19 protein-coding genes and 1 tRNA gene are annotated in these 21,628 nt (G+C 38.5%); 9 read left to right on the top strand and 11 right to left on the bottom strand.

All coding sequences use genetic code 11. The annotated features are described in order from the left end of the window. Positions 1–71 precede the first annotated feature (71 nt). A complete protein-coding gene (locus ASL19_RS00520; RefSeq protein WP_057176856.1) occupies positions 72–1,649 on the bottom strand; it encodes a SpoIID/LytB domain-containing protein in 1,578 nt (525 codons plus the stop codon). A gap of 130 nt (positions 1,650–1,779) precedes the next feature. Continuing rightward, positions 1,780–2,943: a glycosyltransferase gene (locus tag ASL19_RS00515; RefSeq protein WP_057176855.1), complete on the bottom strand. Its 1,164-nt coding sequence runs from the start codon at positions 2,941–2,943 to the stop codon at positions 1,780–1,782. A 130-nt stretch (positions 2,944–3,073) separates the two neighbouring features. Here ASL19_RS00515 and shc point away from each other — a divergent pair, with 130 nt between their 5' ends. Continuing rightward, a complete protein-coding gene (shc, locus tag ASL19_RS00510; protein ID WP_057176854.1) occupies positions 3,074–4,990 on the top strand; it encodes a squalene--hopene cyclase in 1,917 nt (638 codons plus the stop codon). Here the strand turns inward: shc and ASL19_RS00505 are convergent. From ASL19_RS00505 to ASL19_RS00475, 7 genes are all read right to left on the bottom strand, one after another. Then, positions 4,977–6,134 carry a SpoIID/LytB domain-containing protein gene (locus ASL19_RS00505; RefSeq protein WP_057176853.1) on the bottom strand — a complete coding sequence of 386 codons (1,158 nt, stop codon included), beginning with the start codon at positions 6,132–6,134 and terminating at the stop codon, positions 4,977–4,979. The two genes, shc and ASL19_RS00505, sit on opposite strands and share 14 nt — an antisense overlap. Before the next feature lie 100 nt (positions 6,135–6,234). Next, the gene (locus tag ASL19_RS00500; protein ID WP_235528887.1) at positions 6,235–8,439 is read right to left on the bottom strand and encodes a polysaccharide biosynthesis tyrosine autokinase; all 2,205 of its coding nucleotides are present in this window, start codon (positions 8,437–8,439) and stop codon (positions 6,235–6,237) included. 186 nt (positions 8,440–8,625) lie between these two features. Then, positions 8,626–9,285, bottom strand: coding sequence for a DUF1361 domain-containing protein (locus ASL19_RS00495; protein ID WP_057176851.1), 660 nt, complete (start codon positions 9,283–9,285; stop codon positions 8,626–8,628). 19 nt (positions 9,286–9,304) lie between these two features. Then, positions 9,305–9,766 (bottom strand): hypothetical protein, encoded by a 462-nt coding sequence (locus tag ASL19_RS00490; protein WP_072149048.1) that lies wholly within the window; start codon positions 9,764–9,766, stop codon positions 9,305–9,307. A 48-nt stretch (positions 9,767–9,814) separates the two neighbouring features. Further along, positions 9,815–10,579: an energy-coupling factor ABC transporter ATP-binding protein gene (locus ASL19_RS00485; RefSeq protein ID WP_057176849.1), complete on the bottom strand. Its 765-nt coding sequence runs from the start codon at positions 10,577–10,579 to the stop codon at positions 9,815–9,817. 11 nt (positions 10,580–10,590) lie between these two features. After that, a complete protein-coding gene (locus tag ASL19_RS00480) occupies positions 10,591–11,238 on the bottom strand; it encodes an energy-coupling factor transporter transmembrane protein EcfT (protein ID WP_057176848.1) in 648 nt (215 codons plus the stop codon). Then, positions 11,231–12,154 carry an energy-coupling factor ABC transporter permease gene (locus ASL19_RS00475; protein WP_006279062.1) on the bottom strand — a complete coding sequence of 308 codons (924 nt, stop codon included), beginning with the start codon at positions 12,152–12,154 and terminating at the stop codon, positions 11,231–11,233. The genes ASL19_RS00480 and ASL19_RS00475 overlap by 8 nt, the downstream gene beginning before the upstream one ends. A 624-nt stretch (positions 12,155–12,778) precedes the next feature. Here ASL19_RS00475 and ASL19_RS00470 point away from each other — a divergent pair. The 4 genes from ASL19_RS00470 to ASL19_RS00455 all read left to right on the top strand — a co-directional run bounded on the left by ASL19_RS00470 (position 12,779) and on the right by ASL19_RS00455 (position 16,539). Beyond that, a complete protein-coding gene (locus ASL19_RS00470; RefSeq protein ID WP_057176847.1) occupies positions 12,779–13,777 on the top strand; it encodes a multicopper oxidase domain-containing protein in 999 nt (332 codons plus the stop codon). A gap of 155 nt (positions 13,778–13,932) precedes the next feature. Beyond that, positions 13,933–14,928 carry a helix-hairpin-helix domain-containing protein gene (locus ASL19_RS00465; protein ID WP_057176900.1) on the top strand — a complete coding sequence of 332 codons (996 nt, stop codon included), beginning with the start codon at positions 13,933–13,935 and terminating at the stop codon, positions 14,926–14,928. Between the two features lie 160 nt (positions 14,929–15,088). After that, a complete protein-coding gene (locus tag ASL19_RS00460) occupies positions 15,089–15,523 on the top strand; it encodes a bacterioferritin (RefSeq protein ID WP_040010301.1) in 435 nt (144 codons plus the stop codon). 68 nt (positions 15,524–15,591) lie between these two features. Continuing rightward, the gene (locus ASL19_RS00455; RefSeq protein ID WP_057176846.1) at positions 15,592–16,539 is read left to right on the top strand and encodes an FTR1 family protein; all 948 of its coding nucleotides are present in this window, start codon (positions 15,592–15,594) and stop codon (positions 16,537–16,539) included. Here ASL19_RS00455 and ASL19_RS00450 read toward each other — a convergent pair. Together ASL19_RS00450 and ASL19_RS00445 are read right to left on the bottom strand one after the other, a co-directional pair. Beyond that, complete coding sequence (locus ASL19_RS00450) at positions 16,530–17,135, bottom strand: molybdenum cofactor guanylyltransferase (RefSeq protein ID WP_057176845.1); 606 nt, start codon at positions 17,133–17,135, stop codon at positions 16,530–16,532. The genes ASL19_RS00455 and ASL19_RS00450 overlap by 10 nt on opposite strands. 14 nt (positions 17,136–17,149) lie before the next feature. Continuing rightward, positions 17,150–19,888 carry a CBS domain-containing protein gene (locus ASL19_RS00445; RefSeq protein ID WP_057176844.1) on the bottom strand — a complete coding sequence of 913 codons (2,739 nt, stop codon included), beginning with the start codon at positions 19,886–19,888 and terminating at the stop codon, positions 17,150–17,152. Between the two features lie 118 nt (positions 19,889–20,006). On the opposite strand from ASL19_RS00445, the gene psbZ reads away from it, so the two are divergent. The 4 genes from psbZ (at position 20,007) to ASL19_RS00425 (ending at position 21,618) form a co-directional block, all read left to right on the top strand. Further along, positions 20,007–20,195: a photosystem II reaction center protein PsbZ gene (gene psbZ, locus ASL19_RS00440; RefSeq protein ID WP_006279055.1), complete on the top strand. Its 189-nt coding sequence runs from the start codon at positions 20,007–20,009 to the stop codon at positions 20,193–20,195. Positions 20,196–20,350: 155 nt separating this feature from the next. After that, entirely contained in the window at positions 20,351–20,854 is a 504-nt protein-coding gene (gene ribH, locus ASL19_RS00435; protein WP_006279054.1) for a 6,7-dimethyl-8-ribityllumazine synthase, read from the top strand. A 101-nt stretch (positions 20,855–20,955) separates the two neighbouring features. Next, positions 20,956–21,027: transfer RNA gene (locus ASL19_RS00430), tRNA-Gly, on the top strand. A gap of 183 nt (positions 21,028–21,210) precedes the next feature. Then, positions 21,211–21,618 (top strand): hypothetical protein, encoded by a 408-nt coding sequence (locus ASL19_RS00425; RefSeq protein WP_006279053.1) that lies wholly within the window; start codon positions 21,211–21,213, stop codon positions 21,616–21,618. Positions 21,619–21,628 lie beyond the last annotated feature (10 nt).

Raw genomic sequence — 21,628 nt, 5'->3', positions numbered from 1 at the left:
ATCCCAATCAAATGCCGCCCTACGATTATGAGACTATAAGAGTATGGCGGTATTATTATGTTGGTCTATCCTTATCTACGGAAAATTTCAATTTTTGTACCCGGGTAATAAAAGATAAGAATTTTGTCACTTGACCAACCTAATTGGGCTAAATTTTGAGACCCTGTTTGACTTAAACCTACTCCATGTCCTAACCCCCCACCAATAAAAGCATATCCCCATACCTGAGACTTTCCCTTATTTATTGGTTGTAAGTAAAACAGTGTACTTACAGGAGCTGCAAAAGCACTACGAACCTCATCTTTGTGTAAATCGAAGATTCCAATATCCGTTTTGACAGCCAATGCTAAAATTCTGCCACTGGGACTTCTTTTAGTAATGGACATCGCTTCAATATTCTTAAAATTGGCATACTGACTATTTTTCGCTTTTAGAAACTTTTGTAAATCTTTAGTAATATCCTCTAAACTTGTTTCTCTACGCCAACGAAATACATCCCATTTACTTTCGTTAAATCCTTGTTCCAAACTAATAAACTGACGAAAATTCTCTTCATCAGCCAAACTTTTCTGGGACAGGTTCCAAATGTCTTTAGGCCCATCTACCACGGGACGTAAATAAGGACGATCTTCCCCATTCCAAACATCACTAAAATAAGCTGTTACACCTCCCGTAGTGGAAGAATATAGAGCATCCACTAGCTCGTTCTTATAGGTTAACACTTTACCTCTAGTGCTGGCGATCGCCTGATCGGTTTTTTTACTTGCGCCATTCAATCCATCATATACCTGACAGTGGGTATCCGCACATAGCTGATAGTTATCCACAGCAAATCTATGTATATTGCGTAGGGCATAAGTACGAGCGATAATTGCTTGAGCTTCAAGAGCTGCTTCGGGTGCTTTTGTACCAATTTCATAGGGTATAACTCCTCGTAAATAAGTTTCCACACCTACGAGATTTACCAAAGAGTAGCTACCATAGGCATTAGGTTGTAAATACAAATTACCAGGAAAAAGTTTTTTACCACCGGGTTTTCGGTTATTATTAACCCATATCTTTCCCTTGCGACTAGTAATTTCCAGATAACTACTAGTGTATTGACGACCATTAACTTCCCAGGTTACCCTAGCTACTTGTTTAATAACCTGCGTATTTAAATAAGGTAGTTTATCACCGGATGTATGAATGCTATTCAATAATAAACGTCTAAGTAAAGGAGTACTATAAACATCTCGCTTTGCCCAAACTTGCCAACGTTCTGGCTGGGCTATTTCCACTTCCAGACCCTGAGAACGCCACTTTTTGGCACTGTCTTCTGCTGTTTCAAAAGTCCGATAATCTCCCAGCACCAATACTTCCCACACTTGGGGTTGTCTGAGAGTTTCCATAATTGGAATCAGCTCAACAGTGTTAGCAGTAGAAATCACAGTTTTTTGTCCATCATTTGTCTGCCATTTTAGCGTTAAATCGTCACCAGAAGTAGCTTTGAGGTTTAATTTGTCCGTCTTAACCGAAGCAAATCGTTGTACAATGCCAATTTTCAGTTCCCTATCTTGACTGCTGATAGGATCAGAAGCTCCCGTTAGTCCCAATAGGGAAAGGGTGACTAGTATATTGCATGCTGAACGCCAGAAAAATATTCTCATGAAAACTTCAATGAAAGCTGATTGAGTAATAGACGACGGTCACCCATAAACCCATAACATAATAATCGTTGATTTTTGCCCAAATCCCGACAATTACTACTAAATATTAGACTTTCTCCAGGAAACCCACCTAATAAACTCTACCTTTCCAGCTACCACCTTTACCTTGCCAATGACGATAAGCTGAATCTACGGTCATCAAGGTATAAAAGAGGGCAATTAGGGGTAAAAACCCGGCAAACCAGAGAGGACATTGGTAAAAGATAATGATGGGTAAATAAGCAAAACTCATTAATAGCCAAGTTATTAAACCCAGGGGAGAAATCAGCACATTATTTATACCTAAACCAATAATGATTCCCACCACAGGTAAGATATAAACTATCACCATACCCAACACACTACCCATTAATAGTAAGGGAGAGTAACTTAGCTGAGTATAGGCGCTGCGAGCTACCATGTTCCAAATAGTTTCTAAGGAATTATAGGGACGTAAACTGACAGTTAGGGAACTTAGTCCTAACCAAATTCTTCCCCCCTGGGATTTCACAGCTTTGGCTAAAGAACAATCATCAATTAAAGCGTGACTAATTGTTTTTAGTCCTCCAATTTTTTCTAGGGTTTGCTTACGAATTAAAACGCATCCACCCGCTGCTGCAGCCATAGATTTTTTGGGATTATTGACCCAAGCAAAGGGATAGAGTTTTTGAAAGAAGAAGACAAAAGCAGGTATTAATAGTTTTTCCCAAAAACTTTGACACCGGAGCTTGACCATTATAGATACTAGATCTAAACCTTTTGTTTCTGCTTTGTGGACTAATTGACCTAAATTGCTTATATGATGTTCGATATCCGCATCGGTAAACAAAAAATAATCTGGGTTTAATTCCAGAGCTTTTTGCACACCCTGTTCCATTGCCCAAATTTTGCCAGTCCAACCTGTGGGTAAATCCCTACCAGTCACAACTTCTACTTGGTTAACCTGACCAACTGCATAAGCTGCTTCCTTGGCAAAATCGGCCGTACCATCCCTACTTTGGTCATCCACTACAAATATATTCACCTCCCCTGGATAGTCTTGTAACAAAAGTGATTTTATGGTTGTGGCTATAAAATCTGCTTCGTTACGTGCTGGAATTATTATACAAATTCTAGGTAAAAATGTGAAGTTATTTGTTGTAGGGGTTATGGGCTTTAATAGTTGATCTACCCGCCAAAACTGCCCCCAAAATAAAAGCAAAAACAACCAAGTCCCTAAGGATAAAACCATCAAACCTAATAGAATTTGTTCCATCTCCGCTTCTCTAAGGTATTAGTTTCATCAGAAATATACTCGAATATAGATAAATATGATAATATAATAGGTATCACCAAGGCTAGGTGGCAAAACTCCACGGAGGGGGATCTGTTAAAATCAACGTTTTATGCAAACACAACCTAGGACAAATATTAAGGAAATTACCCAGGCGATCGCAGCTAGTCAAGAGCATCTATTGTCAATCCAGAGACCAGAGGGCTATTGGTGGGGTGAACTAGAGTCAAATGTGACTATTACTGTAGAAGTTTTACTGTTACATAAAATTTGGGGAACCTGTGAAAATAGGGCTTTATATAAAATTGAAAATTATTTGCGATGCCAACAAAGAGAACATGGTGGTTGGGAACTATACTATGGAGATGGGGGAGATCTCAGTACCAGCGTGGAAGCTTATATGGGCTTAAGGTTATTGGGGGTACCTGCAACGGATACAGCACTGGTAAAAGCTAAATCCTGGATTTTAAAAAAAGGTGGCATTAGTAAAACCCGCATTTTCACCAAATTACATCTAGCATTAATCGGTTGTTATAACTGGCGAGGGTTACCTTCATTACCGCCCTGGGTCATGCTATTACCAGATTATTTCCCCTTCAATATTTATGAGCTTTCCAGTTGGGCCCGTTCTAGCACAGTACCATTATTAATAGTCTTTAATCAAAAACCAGTCTTTGATATCGATTCTCCCATTAGTTTAGATGAGCTATATGCTGAAGGAATAGATAATGCGCAGTGGGCACTGCCAAAAAACAATGATTGGTCAGACATCTTCACCCTATTAGATGATGGGTTCAAATTGGCAGAAAGTTTAAATTTAGTCCCATTGCGAGACCAGGGGATAAAAGCAGCAGAGAAATGGATTTTAGAGCGTCAAGAGTCTACGGGGGACTGGGGAGGAATTATTCCTGCCATGTTAAATTCCCTATTAGCTTTAAAATGTCTAAACTATAAAGTGGACGATCCAATTATTTATAGAGGTTTAAAGGCGGTTGATAATTTTGTCATCGAAACAGATAACAGCTACTGCGTGCAGCCTTGTGTTTCTCCCGTATGGGACACAGCTTGGGCAATTCGAGCTCTTATTGATTCGGGTATGGCTCCGGATGACCCAGTAATTGTCAAAGCTGGAGAATGGTTAATAGATAAGCAAATAATAGATTATGGAGATTGGGGTGTCAAAAATAAACAAGGCCAACCAGGTGCTTGGGCATTTGAATTTGACAATCGCTTTTATCCTGATGTGGATGATTCTGCTGTGGTAGTGATGGCCTTACATCAAGCCAAATTACCCAATGAAAATCTAAAAAAACAAGCTATTAAACGAGCTGTGAATTGGATTATATCCATGCAATGCAAATCCGGGGGTTGGGCCGCTTTTGATATTGATAATGACCAAGAATGGCTCAATTATATCCCATACGGTGATTTAAAAGCTATGATTGACCCCAATACTGCGGATGTTACCGCTAGGGTAATTGAAATGTTGGGTGTTTGTAAACTCCCATCCCAGAAGCTAGATCAAGCTATGAATTATCTGCTGGGGGAACAAGAAACGGAAGGTTGTTGGTTTGGACGTTGGGGAGTTAATTATATCTATGGAACTAGTGGTGTGCTATCAGCTTTGGCCTTGATTAATCCCCGGAAATATCTTAGTAACATAGAAAAAGGTGCCAGCTGGTTGAAACAAGTACAAAACCCTGACGGTGGTTGGGGTGAAACCTGTTTGAGTTATGGTGACCCCAACTTTAAGGGAAAAGGTGACAGCACACCATCTCAAACCGCATGGGGATTAATGGGACTAATTGCTGCTGGTGAAGCAAAGCAAAAGTTTGATTTGGCCACTATGGAAAAAGCTGTTAATTACTTATTAACAACCCAAAGATTAGACGGTACTTGGGATGAGTCATACTTTACCGGAACTGGTTTCCCCGGTCATTTTTATCTCAAATATCATCTCTATCAACAGTATTTTCCCTTACTAGCTTTGGGGAGATATAGGAGAATTGTGAACTCTACTTGGCCTTAATCGGAGTTAAAGCTACACCCTTGTAGTAGTATCCTAGGATTTGTAAGTAGTTGAATCCATTTTTGGCTAGAATATAAGCTCCCCATTGACTCATTCCTAAACCATGGCCAAAACCTAATCCTTGTAGAACAAAGTTACCATTTACATCTTTATTCACCGTGAAACGGGTGCTTCTAAGCTTGAGGATGGTACGAACTTCTTCACCTTTGAGAACCTTGCTTCCTTGATCACCAACAATTCTTAAGGTTTTAACACTCCGAAAAGGAGATAAAGACTCAATCATTACTTCCTTCACATTACCCACACCGGGAACACGGGCACTAATTTCTTCCGAACTGAAAGTGGTGTTCCAGTTACATTCCCTGATGTTTTGGTCAAAATCTTGAACTGCTCGCAAGTAAGGAAGAGGGTTCCCCCATACATCCTCCACATTTTCCGTATGTCCACCAGAACAAGCGTGAAATGCTGAAAGAATAATTTGGTTCTCATAGGTGAGAACCTGACCTGCAGTTTCATCAACCGCACTATAGGTTCTACGAGATTCACTGCTTACACCGTGATAAACTTGCCAACTATCAGGACTATCCCCTAGGTCATAAAGGGGATTATTCCGTTGTTCCTTTCTCTTGTACAAAGCATAGGTACGAGCTGCGATCGCCTGGGCTTTGAGAGCTTCTTCATGCCAACTAGAGCTCATTTCTCCACCAACTACACTGTAGAGATACTCTTCTAGGTCTACCCAGTTGACAGCGGTTATACCCTTCCCTGTAGATACAATAAGAGTTCTACCACGAAACCAGCGATCGCCTATGTAGACATATCCTTTAGCAGTAGGTTCAATCCAAAATAAACCAGACTGCCATCTGTCTAAAGCTACTCCTCCTGGAATTGCCTGTGCTGCATAGGAATTACTACCTGTTAGTTCTCCTAAATTGCGTCCAGAACCATCCTTAACCACAGCTGTAGTGGATGCACCAACCTTAATTTGCTCAACTTCCTTTTCGATAGCTATACGCAAAATAACGGATGCTTGAGCGGGAGCGGTGAAAGCGAACCATAAAATAATAGCTATCCACCAATTTTTGCTCCAACGGTAAGGAGATAAAGAGTTTAGTAAGGTATTCAAGTGTAATTGGTTTTTCATGCTAATAATACTAATAATTGAAGTTAAAAGCTTTTACCAGTTTACACGAAATTTCTGTGCTAGGCAATTTTCTGCTGGTTATTTCCCAGGTTCAACAGGGTTAAAAATTAAAGTTGGTATCAGAATGGTGGAATTGATTAGAGACAATACCAATTAAATTGAAATCGCTCAATATTTCCCTAGCTTGTATGAGTTGATCTGGAGTTAATTGTCCAATTTTTCCTACCATGACAATACTATTAGAAACCGATGCCATAATTCTAGCTTCCACACCATCCAATAGGGAACAAGCATCAATAATTACCAGGTCATAAATACCATCCAATACTTCCAGTAACTCCTGGAATTTTCCCGAAGTCAATAAACTAACTGCATTATCTGGTTGTGGTCCTGCGGTGAGAACATCAATGAGGGGATGAATGGGTTGAACATAATTGGGAAATTGTGTCTTTATATCGTCCAGCAATAACAGAGATAAACCCCAATCATTATGAATTGACAGAACTTTGTGCAATTGGGAAGAGCGTAAATTTCCATCAATAACCAATACTTTTTGGTGCATATTTGCCGCACTAGCACCTAAGCCTATAGCCAAAGTTGTTTTACCCTCTCCTGGTAATGCAGAAGTCAACATTAAAGATTTAAATGGCAGGGAATTATGGCTGACTTGCAGATTATGATAAATCATATCCAGGTTCCGATTACCGGATAAGCTAATTACATCCCTTGTATTTTCTGCAATTGCTGCTGTTTCTTGTTTTCGTTGAATTATTTCTTTTAATCTAGTTTTGATTCTGCTTTTCCAACTATTTTTAAAAATAGATGTGCCTAATTGAGGGAGAGAACCAAGTAAAGGAATGTTGGCAATGTTTTGTAAGTCTAGGGGTGAAATAATTGCCCGGTTGAACATTTCCCGTACCAACACTACAATAATACCCAAAATTGGTCCGGTTACTATTCCTCCCAGAATCAATAGCCATTTTCTGTTACCAATATAAATTCCTATATTTGGTGTCTCTAAAACTTCCAACTGAAAACTGCTTTGAGCAATTTTCATTCCCAAAGACTGTTGAAATTGTAGCATTTGTCCGAGATTCTGTCTCTGGATTTTTGTTGCTGATAATAGCTGATTATACTCTGTAATAATCCCCGGAAATTTACTCAAAAGCTCGCGAATTTCAAGTTCAGATTTAGCCAATTTATTATCCTGCTCAACCAGCTGAATTTGTTGTTTTTTGAACTGGGATAAGTCTTCGGATAATCTCTTTTCTATTCCTGCAATATATTCGGGGTTTAATTTATCCTTTGTTGAGTTATTGACCTGGGAAAGTTGTAGTTCTTTTTTCAGAACCTCCAGTTGCATTTTGTGTTTTTCTTTGAGCCTAATTACCACCGGATAGCTTTCAGTATAACGAGAAAGTTGTTGAGCTAAGTTAGCTTCTGTCTTTCTAATTTCTGCAACCAAGTTTTGATAATTTTTACCATCATTTAAACTGGCGAAACTTTGTTGGTTTTGGAAAGATAAGAGTTTTCTTTCTATATCTTTGATTCTTGCATCTAAATCTTTAATTTGAGACCTATAATTTTCTCGTTGCTTTTGAATATCAGTCAAAGATTGGAAGAAGACTTTCGTTTGTATTTGTGGATCAATAAGACTATGTTTTTTTTGAAAAATAGCCAATTTTTTCTCTGCAGCTAAAGCATTAGTTTGCAATTTTGGCAATTGACTATTTACGAAATTCATTCCTTGACTAAGACGCTGATTTTTTACTTCCAGATTATAATCTTGATAAGCCTTTTCTAGAGCTTGTAGCACTCTTTGTGTTTTGACTGGATTGGAATCTTTAAATGAAATAACAAATATGGGGTTATTAACTTTAGATGTTGATGAAATATTATCAGCAAGTCTAATTTCTAACCGCCCATCTGTGCCAAAATCAACCTTGTCTCTAATATCTTTTAGTTGAATATCTGGATAATCTTTATGTAGTAAATCCACTGCTTTTTGTAAAATCTTGCCACTGAGCAAAAACCTCATTTGGTGACCATAAGAGTCAGTTTTATTAGAAGTCTGATTAGATCTTAACTCTGGTTCCAAATCATCACTAATCATGACCTGCATGGAGCTTTGATACATGGGTTTCGTGATAACAGCAATCAGACTTGTAACTGAAATTACTCCACAGGAAATACCCATGATCAAAAAGCGCCGATATGAGAGAATTTTTGATATTTTTCCTATATCAAATCTTTTTTTTGTCTGGGTATTAACCATCGATTTATCATTGAGAATAGTTGTGGTCACTAGACAAGTCCTCTAATATTCAAACTATATATATAGAGATTCTTCTAATGTCTATTTTTGGCAGACATTATGTAGTTATTGTGTAATCAACTAACTGATCCACTCCCATATATATTATGTCAGGACTATAATAGTAACTTTATCTCCAGAAATTTTAAAGCTTTGATAAACTTTTTGCTAAGGTTTTTATAGCCTTCTTATCTGAATATTATCTTGAGTGGAAACTTTTCTTTCTTGTCTATAAATAATTCCCAGGGTAATTTGTTTCACCAATGAGTATAATCCCCAAAGAATTATGAAGCTAATAAGGATAATTACTAAAGGTTGTTTTCCTAGTAATTCTTCTATACCTTTAGTTAATATTGTATCTGGTTGAGTAACTAGATCCCAGCTGTTAAAGCGCAAGAAACGCCCCCAATAAATGCCAATGGCATTTAGTATATGGGTAATTAATTCTACTGGCATAATCCATGAACTTCGCTGGATACGATGCAAATAGTGACCTAAATTAATGAGGGAAATAACATAAGCTTGAAATCCAGCTAGGATGACTAATAAATATGTGGGAATCAAGATTAGTGTAATTACCCAAATTGATGGAATATTGCGAATGTCATCAATCAGATGAATGACATCCGTTAATAGGTAAGGAGCATTGGGTAGAAAAGCATAGAACACTAAAAATACTGGCCACCAAACTAAGGATGGTTTTTGTCTCCCACGAAATAACCAAATACTTAGAACTAAGGGGATAAATGCTAAAAATAAGTTCCATGTCATCCATCTGATATTTATTTGTAATACCTGGATAACTTTCACTATTAATTCTATTACTTCTGCTTTCATGATTACAGGTTCACTCGCTTTATTTGTTTGGGTTGCAGTACTTGTTTAATTTGTTTCCTAAAGTGTCTAATTGCTTACCAGCTGCTTCTGCTGTAGTTAAGGATGACTCTATTCCCCTTTTAGCGTACCTAATTTTTTCTTGTCCAGATGGGGAGTTTAATGTTTTCTTTGCTTCACTAAGAGATTTAGCAGCTTTACCAATGTAATGGCTAAGACCAGCAAAATTTTGGCCCAGGTCACTCTGGAATTTTTGCAGTTGTGGATCGGTTAGGTGCAATTTTTTAATTGCTTTACTCGTGTTTCCCAAGTCTTGCGCTAGTTTTAAACTGGTTGCAATTTGAGAACCCTTACTTTGATCAATCATCATACTACCTTCACTCACAGCTTCTAATAATTGTTGACACTGGGAGACTTTACTCTGAGTACAACCGGTGACCAGAAAACCTATATATAGACAAAGGCATGCCATACTCTTACGCATAATTTATAGGGATAAAATAGTTTTTATCTGTTTCTTCTTCTGCTTCTCTCACCAACCTACCGGTAAACCCAAGTCATCTAGAGTTTTACCATCTGCTAACAGGGGTTGAATTGGACGGTCTATTTGAATTTTACCATCTGTTAGCACTAACGCACGTTGGGTGACTTTACCCAACCAGTTTAAGTCATGGGAAGCAATTAACAGAACCTGTATGGGCAATTTTAATAGGACTTGGGCTAAATGTCTTCTCCATGCAGGATCTAGTCCGGTGGTTGGTTCGTCTAAAATCAAGATTTCTGGCTCTAAAGCTAATACTGATGCAATTGCAGCTAAACGTCTTTGACCTCCAGATAGTTCATGATGGGAACGATGGGCATATTTTTCTAAACCAAAATCAGCTAGTAGTTGTCTGGCCTTTTCTTTAGCTACCACTGGTGCAACACCATAGTTGAGTGGTCCAAAGGTAATATCTTCTAATACTGTTGGCATAAACAGTTGATCATTGGCATCCTGAAAGACAAATCCAATTTGTTTACGTATTTTTGCTACGGTATTTGGCTCCACCGGAACCCCATTGATGGTAATTGTGCCACCCTGGGGATACTTTAACCCAATTAGGTTTTCTAAAAGAGTACTTTTCCCTGAACCAGTAGCACCAATTAAAGCCACGCGATCGCCTGTTTTTAATTTAAATGAAATATTTTTTAAGATTGTACACTTATTTGTATAAGCATACACTAGACTTTTCACTTCTAGGACAAGGGTCTCAGGAAACAAGTGGGTTATGGAAGAATAGGAGGTTAAGGATGTCAAAACTTATTACTTTAATATGAACTAACAGTGATATAACTAGCAATAACAATTACTAAAATAATTGTCAAAAGTTCTTGTGGTTTAGGTTGGAAATCCATGGGAAGTTGACCGTTGTAACCACGGGTAATCATAGCAGCATAAACTCGCTCTGCTCTTTCTAAAGTCCTTAAATACAAAGCACCAATCATAGCCGCACTAGCATAACGTAACCATCCCCTAGTACCACTTAAACCACGCAGTTGGGCACCGCGCTGCATCCGGTGAATTTCGGCCAGCAGAATTTCTAGGTATTGTCCTGCTAGGAGTAAATTTTCTTTTAATACTAGAGGAATGGGTAATCCTTTGAGCGCAATGCCAAAACTGTGGGGTGGTAGGGTAAGTAAAAAGCTGTTCATCACTATTAAACAAATCAGAGAACGAACTAATAAAAAACTGGCCTTTTCCCACCCTAGGGGTAATGCTACCAAACACAGGAAAATTAATTCCCCACCCAGTAACCCACCCAGTTTCACTATCTCTACCCCTAATATCACCACCCATACTAGGGCGATCGCTCCATAAATGTATAATTGCAGCCAACTGTGATACTTTAAAAAAGCCGTTCCGATGACTACAATTAAGGATAGTTGTAAGCGTAATGGCAAGGATATTTTAAGCATTTTTGGGTTTAATCACCTTAGCAATCCCAAAGGCTACGGCAAAGCAAGATGCTGCACCTAATAAACCAGTAATGCTTGTACCAATTTGCCCTAATCCGTTAATTTCATAATCAGCAAAGGGGGTGGGTACCACAATTCTGACTTCTTCGGCCAATTTAATAAACCCTAAATTCTCCGCTGCTTTTTCTAAGCCATCTGGCCATGCGGAAGCAAACAAGGATATAACTCCAGCAATCAGCAAAATGCTCACCACTGGTATTAACCAACCCCGAAATTTCTCTTCCTCTCCTGGTAGTAAGTCTGGACGTGATCTGGCTAAATACGCTAGTACACCCCCGGTAATTAATCCTTCCCCTATACCAATTAGAATATGTATACCCGTCATTGTAGGTAAGACTAAATTCACCGGTGCTGTCCCAGAAATCGCTAACTCAATAGCACAGGCGATCGCTGATACTACTACACTAATTCCTGCTGCTATACCTGCTGCTAGGGGTAAACGTTGTACAGAACCACCCAGCAAACGCTGTAAAGTCTGGGTTAATATCCATGCTACCCAAACCCCAATTACTCCTAAGTTTAAAATGTTAGCTCCTAAAGCAGTAATTCCACCATCGGCAAACAACACAGCTTGAATAATCAAAACCGTCCCTAAACAGAGAATTCCCGCCCAAGGACTGCCTAAAATTATTGCTCCTAATGCAGCACCTGAAAGGTGTCCACTCGTACCTCCAGCTACGGGAAAATTCACCATTTGCGCAGCAAATATAAAGGCTGTGGTTAGTCCTAATAAGGGAGCTCGACGTACTCCAAAGGCAGTTTGCGATCGCCTGAATGATATAAATAATGCAGCTGCACTAGCTAAACTAGTAGTTGTTGCTACTGGTACTGAAATAAATCCATCTGGTATATGCATAAAAACCCCGGATTTTTGTTTTTTTGATACTAGGTTAAGCAATACTGGGCAATACAATTACAAACTCAATAGATATCAAAAGAGACATCAAATTTACAGGAAACTATATTTTGCTTATTTTCACAATGCCATATGGGAGGATATTTTGACGGAATTTTAGGATATTTTTAGAATGTTTTCTAATGGAAACAATTGCCACCTGAAACTTTCACATCAAACCATAAATATTTGTAAATAGTTATAATAATTTTTTATCATAAGTACTTAATACTTAATGAATAAGTCAAGGTTAACGGTAGCAATTCTAAATTTAAAGTGTAATAAGATGAACGTAGGTTGGGTTGAAGTATGAAACCCAACGCCCTCATGGGTTACCAACCCATCTTACAAATAGTTGTGCCTCCCTACTTAGCTTAAATTATAGTTGTGTGGTCGTGCAGTCCTGAAAACAGTGTAATGTAGATTAGGTTTTCTCTTGAGCTGGAGGTATGTCAGAGTGCGATCGCATTTATGTCCCATTAGGAGAATCTCATGGGTTTGACCATGAGTTAGGCTACTTGTGCTATAATTTTGGAGGAAGAGGCCTTCAGCCACCTATGCAACCAATGATTTACCGAGTATCTAATGTCTGAAAATCCTGACTGGAGTAAGAGTACAATTTGGAACCGGCGCCGGCTATTACAAATGGGTCTAGCTGGTGGAGGGTTAATTGGTAGCTCAGTTATTTTACGGATGGTAAACAGCTATAATAACGCTGTTAAAATTCCTCCTACGGAAATGACAGAATCCCAAGAGGCCACCAAACCCATGCAGGTGTTGCGAAACTTTGATTATGGAACTCTCAAGCGAGAAAATGGCAGAAATATTCGGGAATTTGAGTTAATAGCAGGTACTTCCACAATTCACTTGAACAGTTTGGTATCCTACAACATTTGGGATTTAAATGGTAGGATTCCCGGACCAACCCTCAGAGCTAAAGCAGGGGAGAGAATCCGAGTCTTATTTCTCAATCAAGCTGGTCACTCCCATTCTTTGCATTTTCATGGGATACATCCAGCAGAAATGGATGGTATACGTCCCATTAGCAATGGCAAAGCAACTATATATGAGTTTGATGCTGACCCCTATGGAGTCCATTTATATCACTGTCATGTTGAACCAGTTACTCGTCACATTGCCAAAGGATTATATGGGATGTTAATTGTGGATCCACCCAACTCACGTCCTAATGCAGATGAGATTGTTTTAATAATGTCTGGATATGATATCAATGATGACAATAAAAATGAATATTATTCATTCAATGGACTGCCCCATTATTACATGCACCATCCTATTCAGATTTATCAAAATCAATTAATTAGAGCCTACGTTTTAAACATTATAGAATTTGAGCCTGCTGTCACCTTTCATCTACATGCCAACTTTTTTGATGTTTATCCCTTGGGGATGACCATGACTCCCACTTACAAAACAGATGTTGTGACCATGGGTGTTGCAGAAAGGCATATTTTAGAATTTAGGTTTCGTTATCCAGGTAAGTATATGTTCCATCCCCACCAGGACATCATTGCTGAAAACGGCTGTATGGGTCAATTGGAAGTGATTCCTGAATCAAACTAGGTTTATCACTGCTAAAACTTCTTGTTTCATATTTATGCCATAACTGACTATTGACAAATATTATCATTTGATCTCAAAATATCATCAACAATACTAGGAATAGTTTTCAACTGTATCAATCAAGAACATCAGTAAATTTTTTATCTGGGATGAAAATGATCAAACATCGACATCTAATCTTATCCATAGTAGCTTGTCTAGTTGTGTGTCTAAGTTCCTGTGGTAGTCAACCCCCTGGGGGAACCAGTGTTACACCAGCAGTTACACAGACAACCAGTGATATGACTCACACTGGTAAGGGCAAAATTAATATTAATAATGCCATTTTATCGGAATTGGACAAATTGGAAGGGAAATTAGGGGTTCCCGCTTTATCCAACAAAATTCAAGCTAGTCGTCCCTACGGTTCAACAGCGGATTTGGTGAGTAAAAAAGTAATTACACAGGAACAGTTTGAACAAATTAAGGATATGGTCACCGTAGAGGAAGTGGTGCTTACCGGAGAAGCCAAAGATGTAGACTATATGACAAAATTGGCATTAATGAAGGGACATCTTTTGGTAGCAGAGGAACTGTTGAAAGAAAACCAACCAAAACAGGCCGAACCCCATATCGGACATCCAGTAGAAGAGATTTATGTTGACATAGAAGAACAACTTAACGAGCGGAAGGTCAAACAATTTAAAGAGGATTTAGTGAAGTTGACCGAACTAGTTAAATTCCGTCCTCAAGATGAAAAGGTGGCAACCAATCTAACCGCAGCTATGTCAGATATAGACACTGCAATTACAGCTCTACCCAATGAACAACGCTTACAACCCAAGTTCATATTACAAGTGATTAAGGGACTACTAGATGCAGCAACAGCAGAATATGAAGCAGCGATCGCTAAAAACAAAATCACCGCTCCCATAGAGTATCAAGATTCCCGTGGTTTCGTTATCTACTCCCATCAACTATATCAGAGTGTTTCCCCACAAATGGCAACAGTGAATCCGGAAGCACAAAAAGCCATAGATACAGCTCTAACTGAACTGCTACAAGTTTGGCCTTCTGCTATCCCACCTAATCAGATAGTGAAAACTCCCGAGCAAGTGAGCTCACTGGTTAAAACCATAGAAGAAAATGCCAAATTTTTCACCGTGATGTAATCTGTAAGCTAGTTTAGCCAGGAAAAACCATCTAGAATAAGGAATTAAGTGAAAAAAAGAGGGAAAAAGTTAGCAACTTCATCCAGATAGTTCAGTTAAAAACCGTATAACTGCTCACTCAAGTCCTGACAAATTTTCATTTTTCTTATCTCTACAACCAATGCGCGAACTAGATCACCCAAAGACAATTGACATTCTCAACACCATCATGGAATTTGAACTAGCTGGAGTAGTGCGCTACACCCATTATTCCTTGATGGTCACCGGACCAAATCGCTTGCCAATAGTTGCTTTTTTTAAAGCTCAAGCCAGCGAATCTCTACTACATGCACAACAAGTAGGAGAAATTTTAACCGGTTTGGATGGACATCCGACTCTCAGAATTGCTCAAATGGAAGAGACTTTCAAGCATAGTGTCAAGGATATCTTGCAAGAAAGTTTAATCCATGAAGGCAAAGCCTTAGACATGTACAAATCACTTTTAGAAAATGTTGCTGATGCTAGTATTTACTTGGAAGAGTTCGCTCGCAACATGATTGGGCAGGAAGAGATGCATAATCTCGAACTCAAAAAGATGCTCCGAGATTTCAGCTGATAGAATTAAAAATACCCAACTTGTTGGGTATCCTTAATATATAGACCTATTACTTAAATTAATTGACAATGAATTTTAGTGTTGCTCTACCTACATTTGTGATTACCCTGCGTGAAGGTGTAGAAGCTGCTTTAGTAGTTGGCATCGTCTTAGCTTTATTAAATAAGTCCAAACAATCTCAATTAAATGTTTGGGTTTATGCAGGTGTTGTAGTTGGTGTTATTGTGAGTGGTCTAATCGGTATTTTATTTACCGGAATAATTAAATTTTTAGGGTCTGTTAATCCTGAATACACCAGTACAGTTGAACCAATTTTAGAGGGAATATTTAGCATACTAGCGATTATTATGCTCAGTTGGATGCTGATTTGGATGACCCAACAGGCTAAATTTCTGAAATTACAAGTTGAAGGAGCGGTCAGACAAGCTTTAACTAAAAACAGACATGGTGGTTTAGGTATTTTCAGTTTAGTTCTAATTGCTGTAGTTCGTGAAGGATTTGAGACAGTTTTGTTTGTAGCTGCTAATTTTCAACAAGGGTTATTACCCACCCTAGGAGCAATTGGGGGTTTAGCAACAGCAGCAGGAATTGGGGTTTTGTTGTTTAAACTGGGTGTAAGAATTAACATTGGGAAATTTTTCCAGGTCATGGGAATTTTATTAGTTTTAATAGTTGCTGGACTATTAGTTTCTGGAATGGGACATTTTGATGATGCAATTGCTAGTTTAGCCATCACTAGTCGTGCATCAGAAAATCTTTGTTTTTACTATGAACACTTTACCAAAATCCATTCTTGTATTTTGGGTCCATTGGTTTGGAACTTCAGCTCAATATTACCTGATGAAAAATTCCCAGGAATTATTTTTAAATCCTTATTTGGTTATAGAGACAAGCTTTATTTAGTACAGGGAATTGGATACTTACTGTTGTTAACTACTGTTGGGGGTTTATATTTTCGTAGTTTGAATAGCAGAAATAATCCACCTAAAAAAAATGTGCTAACCACTCAAGAATAGCCATGCGGTTCATCTTCTTTAGTTACCATCCTTAAATCATCAGGGGTGTTGCAATTAAACAACATATCTGGTATTGATAGGGGTAGAGCAGCAACTGGATATAGTTTGAGCCATCCTTGAAAAGAAAGTCCTCCTTGATTAATAAAATCCACCAGTAGGGGTAAACAACTGGTGCGATAGAAACCGCAAAGAGGTTCCCAACCATAGTAGTTTTTCACCAACCGGGCAATATTTTGGGGTTGTGTATTGTCCAATTCCTGTACCCAATCTTGGAAAACTGGAATTTGCAAATTTGGTAAATCACAAGCTAATAACAAAACCCATTCTGTGACTGTTTTTTCCATTCCCCTAGCAAAACCTACTAGGGGACCTTGGGTATGGTTTGGGTCTTCTTGAATAAATTCACATCCTGGCAAATGCAAATCCTGATATCTTTCTACCCAGGGTGTGACTATGTAGATATTGTTAGTACAACTTCTAGCTACATGATAGACCTTTTCTAATAAAGGGACTCCCCCAATGGAAATTAGAGCTTTGTCTTTGCCCATTCTAGAACTTTTGCCACCTGCCAAAATTATGCTACTTAGGGTTGTCATAGTGTGGTCAGTTTTTAAAAACTGGGTGCGTCTGAGTTTATAGCTTCAGTTAACAATTCTATTGCTTGGGTTCTGGTCTTAATTTTACCATCTAAAGTAGCAATCAATAAATGGTCTAAAATCTGCTTAAAAATTGGACCTGGTTTGTAACCCATTTTTTTCAAGTCATCTCCCTTTAATAAAGGTTGAACATGCACTAAATCCCTCCAATAATACCAGATTTTTCTTCTAATCTCCCGGGAACTTTTTACAGCTATCAACATCAAAGTTCCGGAGTCGTATTTTTGTAGTAGGTTAAATATTACACTAGCTAATTCACAAGTTGCCAACTCTCTATTTATTTCTACCTGTGCTGCTTCTAATTTCTTGAGTCTATTTACACTGGTCTCTGATAATTGTAAGTTTTCTGCTACCTTACTTCTATACTCTGGTTCTAAGCTGCTAATTAATATCTCTAACCGGATTAACCAAGTAGGTGGTAATTGTTGAGCTGGTTGCCAAAATCTGTCTTGAATTTTCAATAGTTTTTCCAATAAAACCAATTCTCGCAAGATGCCATAATTTAAATTACAGGTATAATGAATACATTGTAAAGCTCCTAACTGATCTAATAATTTTAAAGCCGATTGCCAATAGGGTGCTTGTAAAATCAGTTTTAATTCAGCTTTCAATCGAGTATGCAAAGCTGGTGTTTTGATATTTTCTTGCACTGTTCTATCATAAACACCACTATTAATGGCATAATGGATGTACTCAGCAGTTCGCTGTTCAATGGCAAAACCAAACCTGATGGCAAACCGCACTCCTCGATAAATTCGGGTGGGATCTTCAATAAAACTATTGGGGTGCAAAACTCTAATTTTTCGGGATCTTAAATCTATTAATCCACCAAAAAAATCTAGTAATTCACCACCGTGGGGAGATGTTAATCTTAGTGCCATGGCATTAATTGTAAAGTCTCTTCTATATAAATCTTGCCGAATGGAACTGGCTTCTACTTCTGGATTTGCTGCAGGATAAGGATAAAATTCTGTTCTAGCTGTGGCAATATCTACCCATAAACAATCTAATTCCGGATCTTTATGCCACAATAACGCCGCAGTTTGAAATGCTCCATGAATTTCTAAACGGCTATTTTGATAAATTTGCTGTAGCTCCCTGGCTAATTCTACTCCAGCTCCCACATCTGCACTTTGATGAAAACCATCTACTACTAGGTCAATATCATGGAGCATTAATTGGTTGCTTGGATCATTCTCTAATAGCAAATCCCTAACCGCCCCACCAACTAAATACAAATGCCAACCTCTTGCTTGCGCTGCTTGGGATGCTCTAGTTAATAATTGCCAAAATTGGGGAGCAAGTCGATGTTCTAATTCCAGGTTTAACTTAATTGAATCTAATTCCTGACCATTACTCTGTGGTGCTAATGGCAAATTTTTAATTTCCAGTTGGTGCAGTTGTCTGAGAAGGTCAGTTCTGGTGACAATACCCACTAAATTACCATTTTCTAAAACTGGCAATCTGCCAATGTTATAAGTTACCATTAAGGACTCGATTTGTGGTAATTCGGTGTGGGGTGTAATGGTTTTTAAATCCGTGGTCATATACCCTTTAACCGGTGCATGACCAAAACCATGATGTAGGGCAATATCTAGGTCTCTTCGGGAAATAATACCTACTAACTTGTCTTGGTTATTGACCACAGATAACCCAGAATGTCCATAACGTAATAATATTCTTTGAGCTTGAGCAATTGTGGTTTCTGGTCTGATAGTTCTCACAGGAGAAGACATTAAATCTCTGGCTATGGGTGGTTGGGGAATTTGCAGTTTTAGTCCAGCTAATAGGTTTTCTAAAACTATGGCTGAACTGGTGTTTTTAACATTTAAGGATGCTGCTTGAGAATGCCCACCACCATCAAATGGGGTAAATAATATATTTAGGTTAGTATGGGGAATTTGGGTTCTACCAATTACTGTTAATCTTAATTCGGCATCGTTATATGTATATTCATGGGCTAAAAGTAAGGCATCAATTTCTGTTAACTGCATCAGTTGCGCTGCTAAACCTGATAGCCCAGGAACAAAATTATCTGTTTTGAGGGTCATCCAAGCAATGGTGTACCCCCTCCAACACAAATATTCTAGTCTTTGTAAACATTCACCTAATAATCTTTGAATTTCTGGTGATAACCCAGGATCTCTATAGGTGGCAATTACTCCTAGATTTGCTCCCCTCTCCATTAACCAAGCTAATGCTACTGCATCTCTCGCTGTAGACTGACCATAGGTTAGGGAACCTGTATCTACATGAATGCCTAAAGCCATCACTGTAGCTTGAGCAGCATTAATAATTATATTCTCTTTAATTAACTCTTCTACTATTAGGGTGGTTGTTGCACCTACTTCGCTAATATATAACCTAGTGGCAATAATGTCACTCTCTTGATTGATATGATGATCGTAAACTGTAACTTCTACTAGATTGGCTAGGTCTAACCATGCTTGGACTTTACCTAAACGATTGCGCTGTTGGGTATCTACTATGCTTAAGAAGCGAATATGCTCAGAGTTGACAGAACGTTTTTCAATTAGGGGATACTCATCTCGATATAGGGAGAGAAAGTCTCTTACTGGTGGATGGGCTCCTCCAGTCAATACTATTTTACTACCTGGTTTAAGACAAGCTAATCCCACCGCCGCCCCTAAAGCGTCAAAATCAGCAGTTGTGTGACAAAGAATTATTTCCATAACAGGGGGGACTTCCCAATATAAGGGATTTATTTGATGATAAAATTATGTAACTCTGTCTATGATAACGCGACAGTCCGTTTACAAGTCATGATTTCGGTGTATTGGGAAAAGTAAAATGACCATAGTATTCCAATTTGCTTTAGTATCTTTGGTTTTGTTCTCTTTCGTCCTGGTGGTAGGTGTTCCTGTTGCTTACGCAACCCCTCAAAACTGGGTTGATTCCAAAAAGCTCCTTTGGCTCGGTTCCGGAATTTGGATTGCTTTAGTCCTTTTGGTTGGTGTATTAAACTTCTTTGTGGTTTAAAGAACAATTACCAATGGACAAAAAACCATAATCTAAAGATTAGAGGAGCTGATAGTTATTAACTTAACTGTTTATACTTATCCACTCTTCTATCTTTTTACCCTAAGTTACAGTTAAACAAATTTAATCCTTTATATTTACTTAAAGAGGCAATAATGGCAGTTTTTGAGGGAACATTTACTCAAGCGGAAGCTTTAAAGTTTGCTCTGGTTATTGGTCGCTTCAATGACCTCGTGACTGTAAAGCTGTTGGAAGGATGCCAAGACTGTCTCAAGCGTCATGGGATAAATCCTGACCCCCAAGGAAATCAAGTAGATTATGTTTGGGTTCCCGGTAGTTTTGAAATTCCCACAGTGGCGCGTCAGTTGGCAATTTCTCAACGTTATGATGCAATAATATGTCTAGGTGCAGTAATTAAGGGACAAACACCTCATTTTGATTATGTATCCGCTGAAGTATCTAAAGGAATTGCTGCAGCCAGCTTTCAAACTGGTGTGCCAGTGATTTTTGGGATTTTGACTACAGATACCATGCAACAAGCGTTGGAAAGAGCAGGGATTAAAAGTAATCACGGTTGGAATTATGCCATGGATGCCATAGAAATGGCTAGTTTGATGCGCCAATTGCGCCCCAATCTGGCAAAATCAGTCCAATCCTAAATTCCTGGAACAAAAATTATTGGATTATTATTTAGGAATTTTTTAAAAATAGGGGTTGACAATCTACCAAAAATCTGAGATATTAGGAGTGTGTTGGATATGCGGGTATAGCTCAGTGGTAGAGCGCAACCTTGCCAAGGTTGATGTCGCGCGTTCGAATCGCGTTACCCGCTCTGAAAAAAGTATCACCAATTCAATTTTGGTGAAATGTGGCGGTTTTGATTTTAGTCAGAATATATTAGAGGAGGCGTGAATCTCAAAACTTTGGAGTTTAATAACGGTCTCCTGAAATTATGTTGTTCTTAACCCAGAATGAATTCACCCCCTCAACCTCGCTACAGATATTTACACTCGTCGTGCCACCTCAGAAACTAGAAAAAATAGACCTAGATGCGGATCATGCTTGTCCCTGCAGGCATCGGGGCCGCCTAGTACCCATCACTCTAACGGATGCTTTCGGATGCGATCGCTGTCAACAAATATTTGTTGTAGAAGGTAATGGTTATGTACTAGAACAGCTCTGTACTAATTACCCCTATAAGCGAACTTGGTCTTGGACTGGGAGAAAATGGAACCCAATGCAACCCAAATTAGGGAAAAATCAATTTCCCATGGTTTTAGCCATGATCTTGTTATTCGCGATTATTGGGTTACCGTTAGCATTCCGATTTACCAATGGTTCAGGTATGATTATTTGGGCAACTATTGTGGTATTATTAGCCACTCTACCTGCAATTATTGCCTGGTTCAATTATAGACCTTGATTTTATTGTT

This window comes from Cylindrospermopsis sp. CR12, from assembly GCF_001432185.1.
GTDB lineage: Bacteria > Cyanobacteriota > Cyanobacteriia > Cyanobacteriales > Nostocaceae > Raphidiopsis > Raphidiopsis raciborskii.
This window is presented reverse-complemented; position numbering and strand designations above follow the sequence as displayed.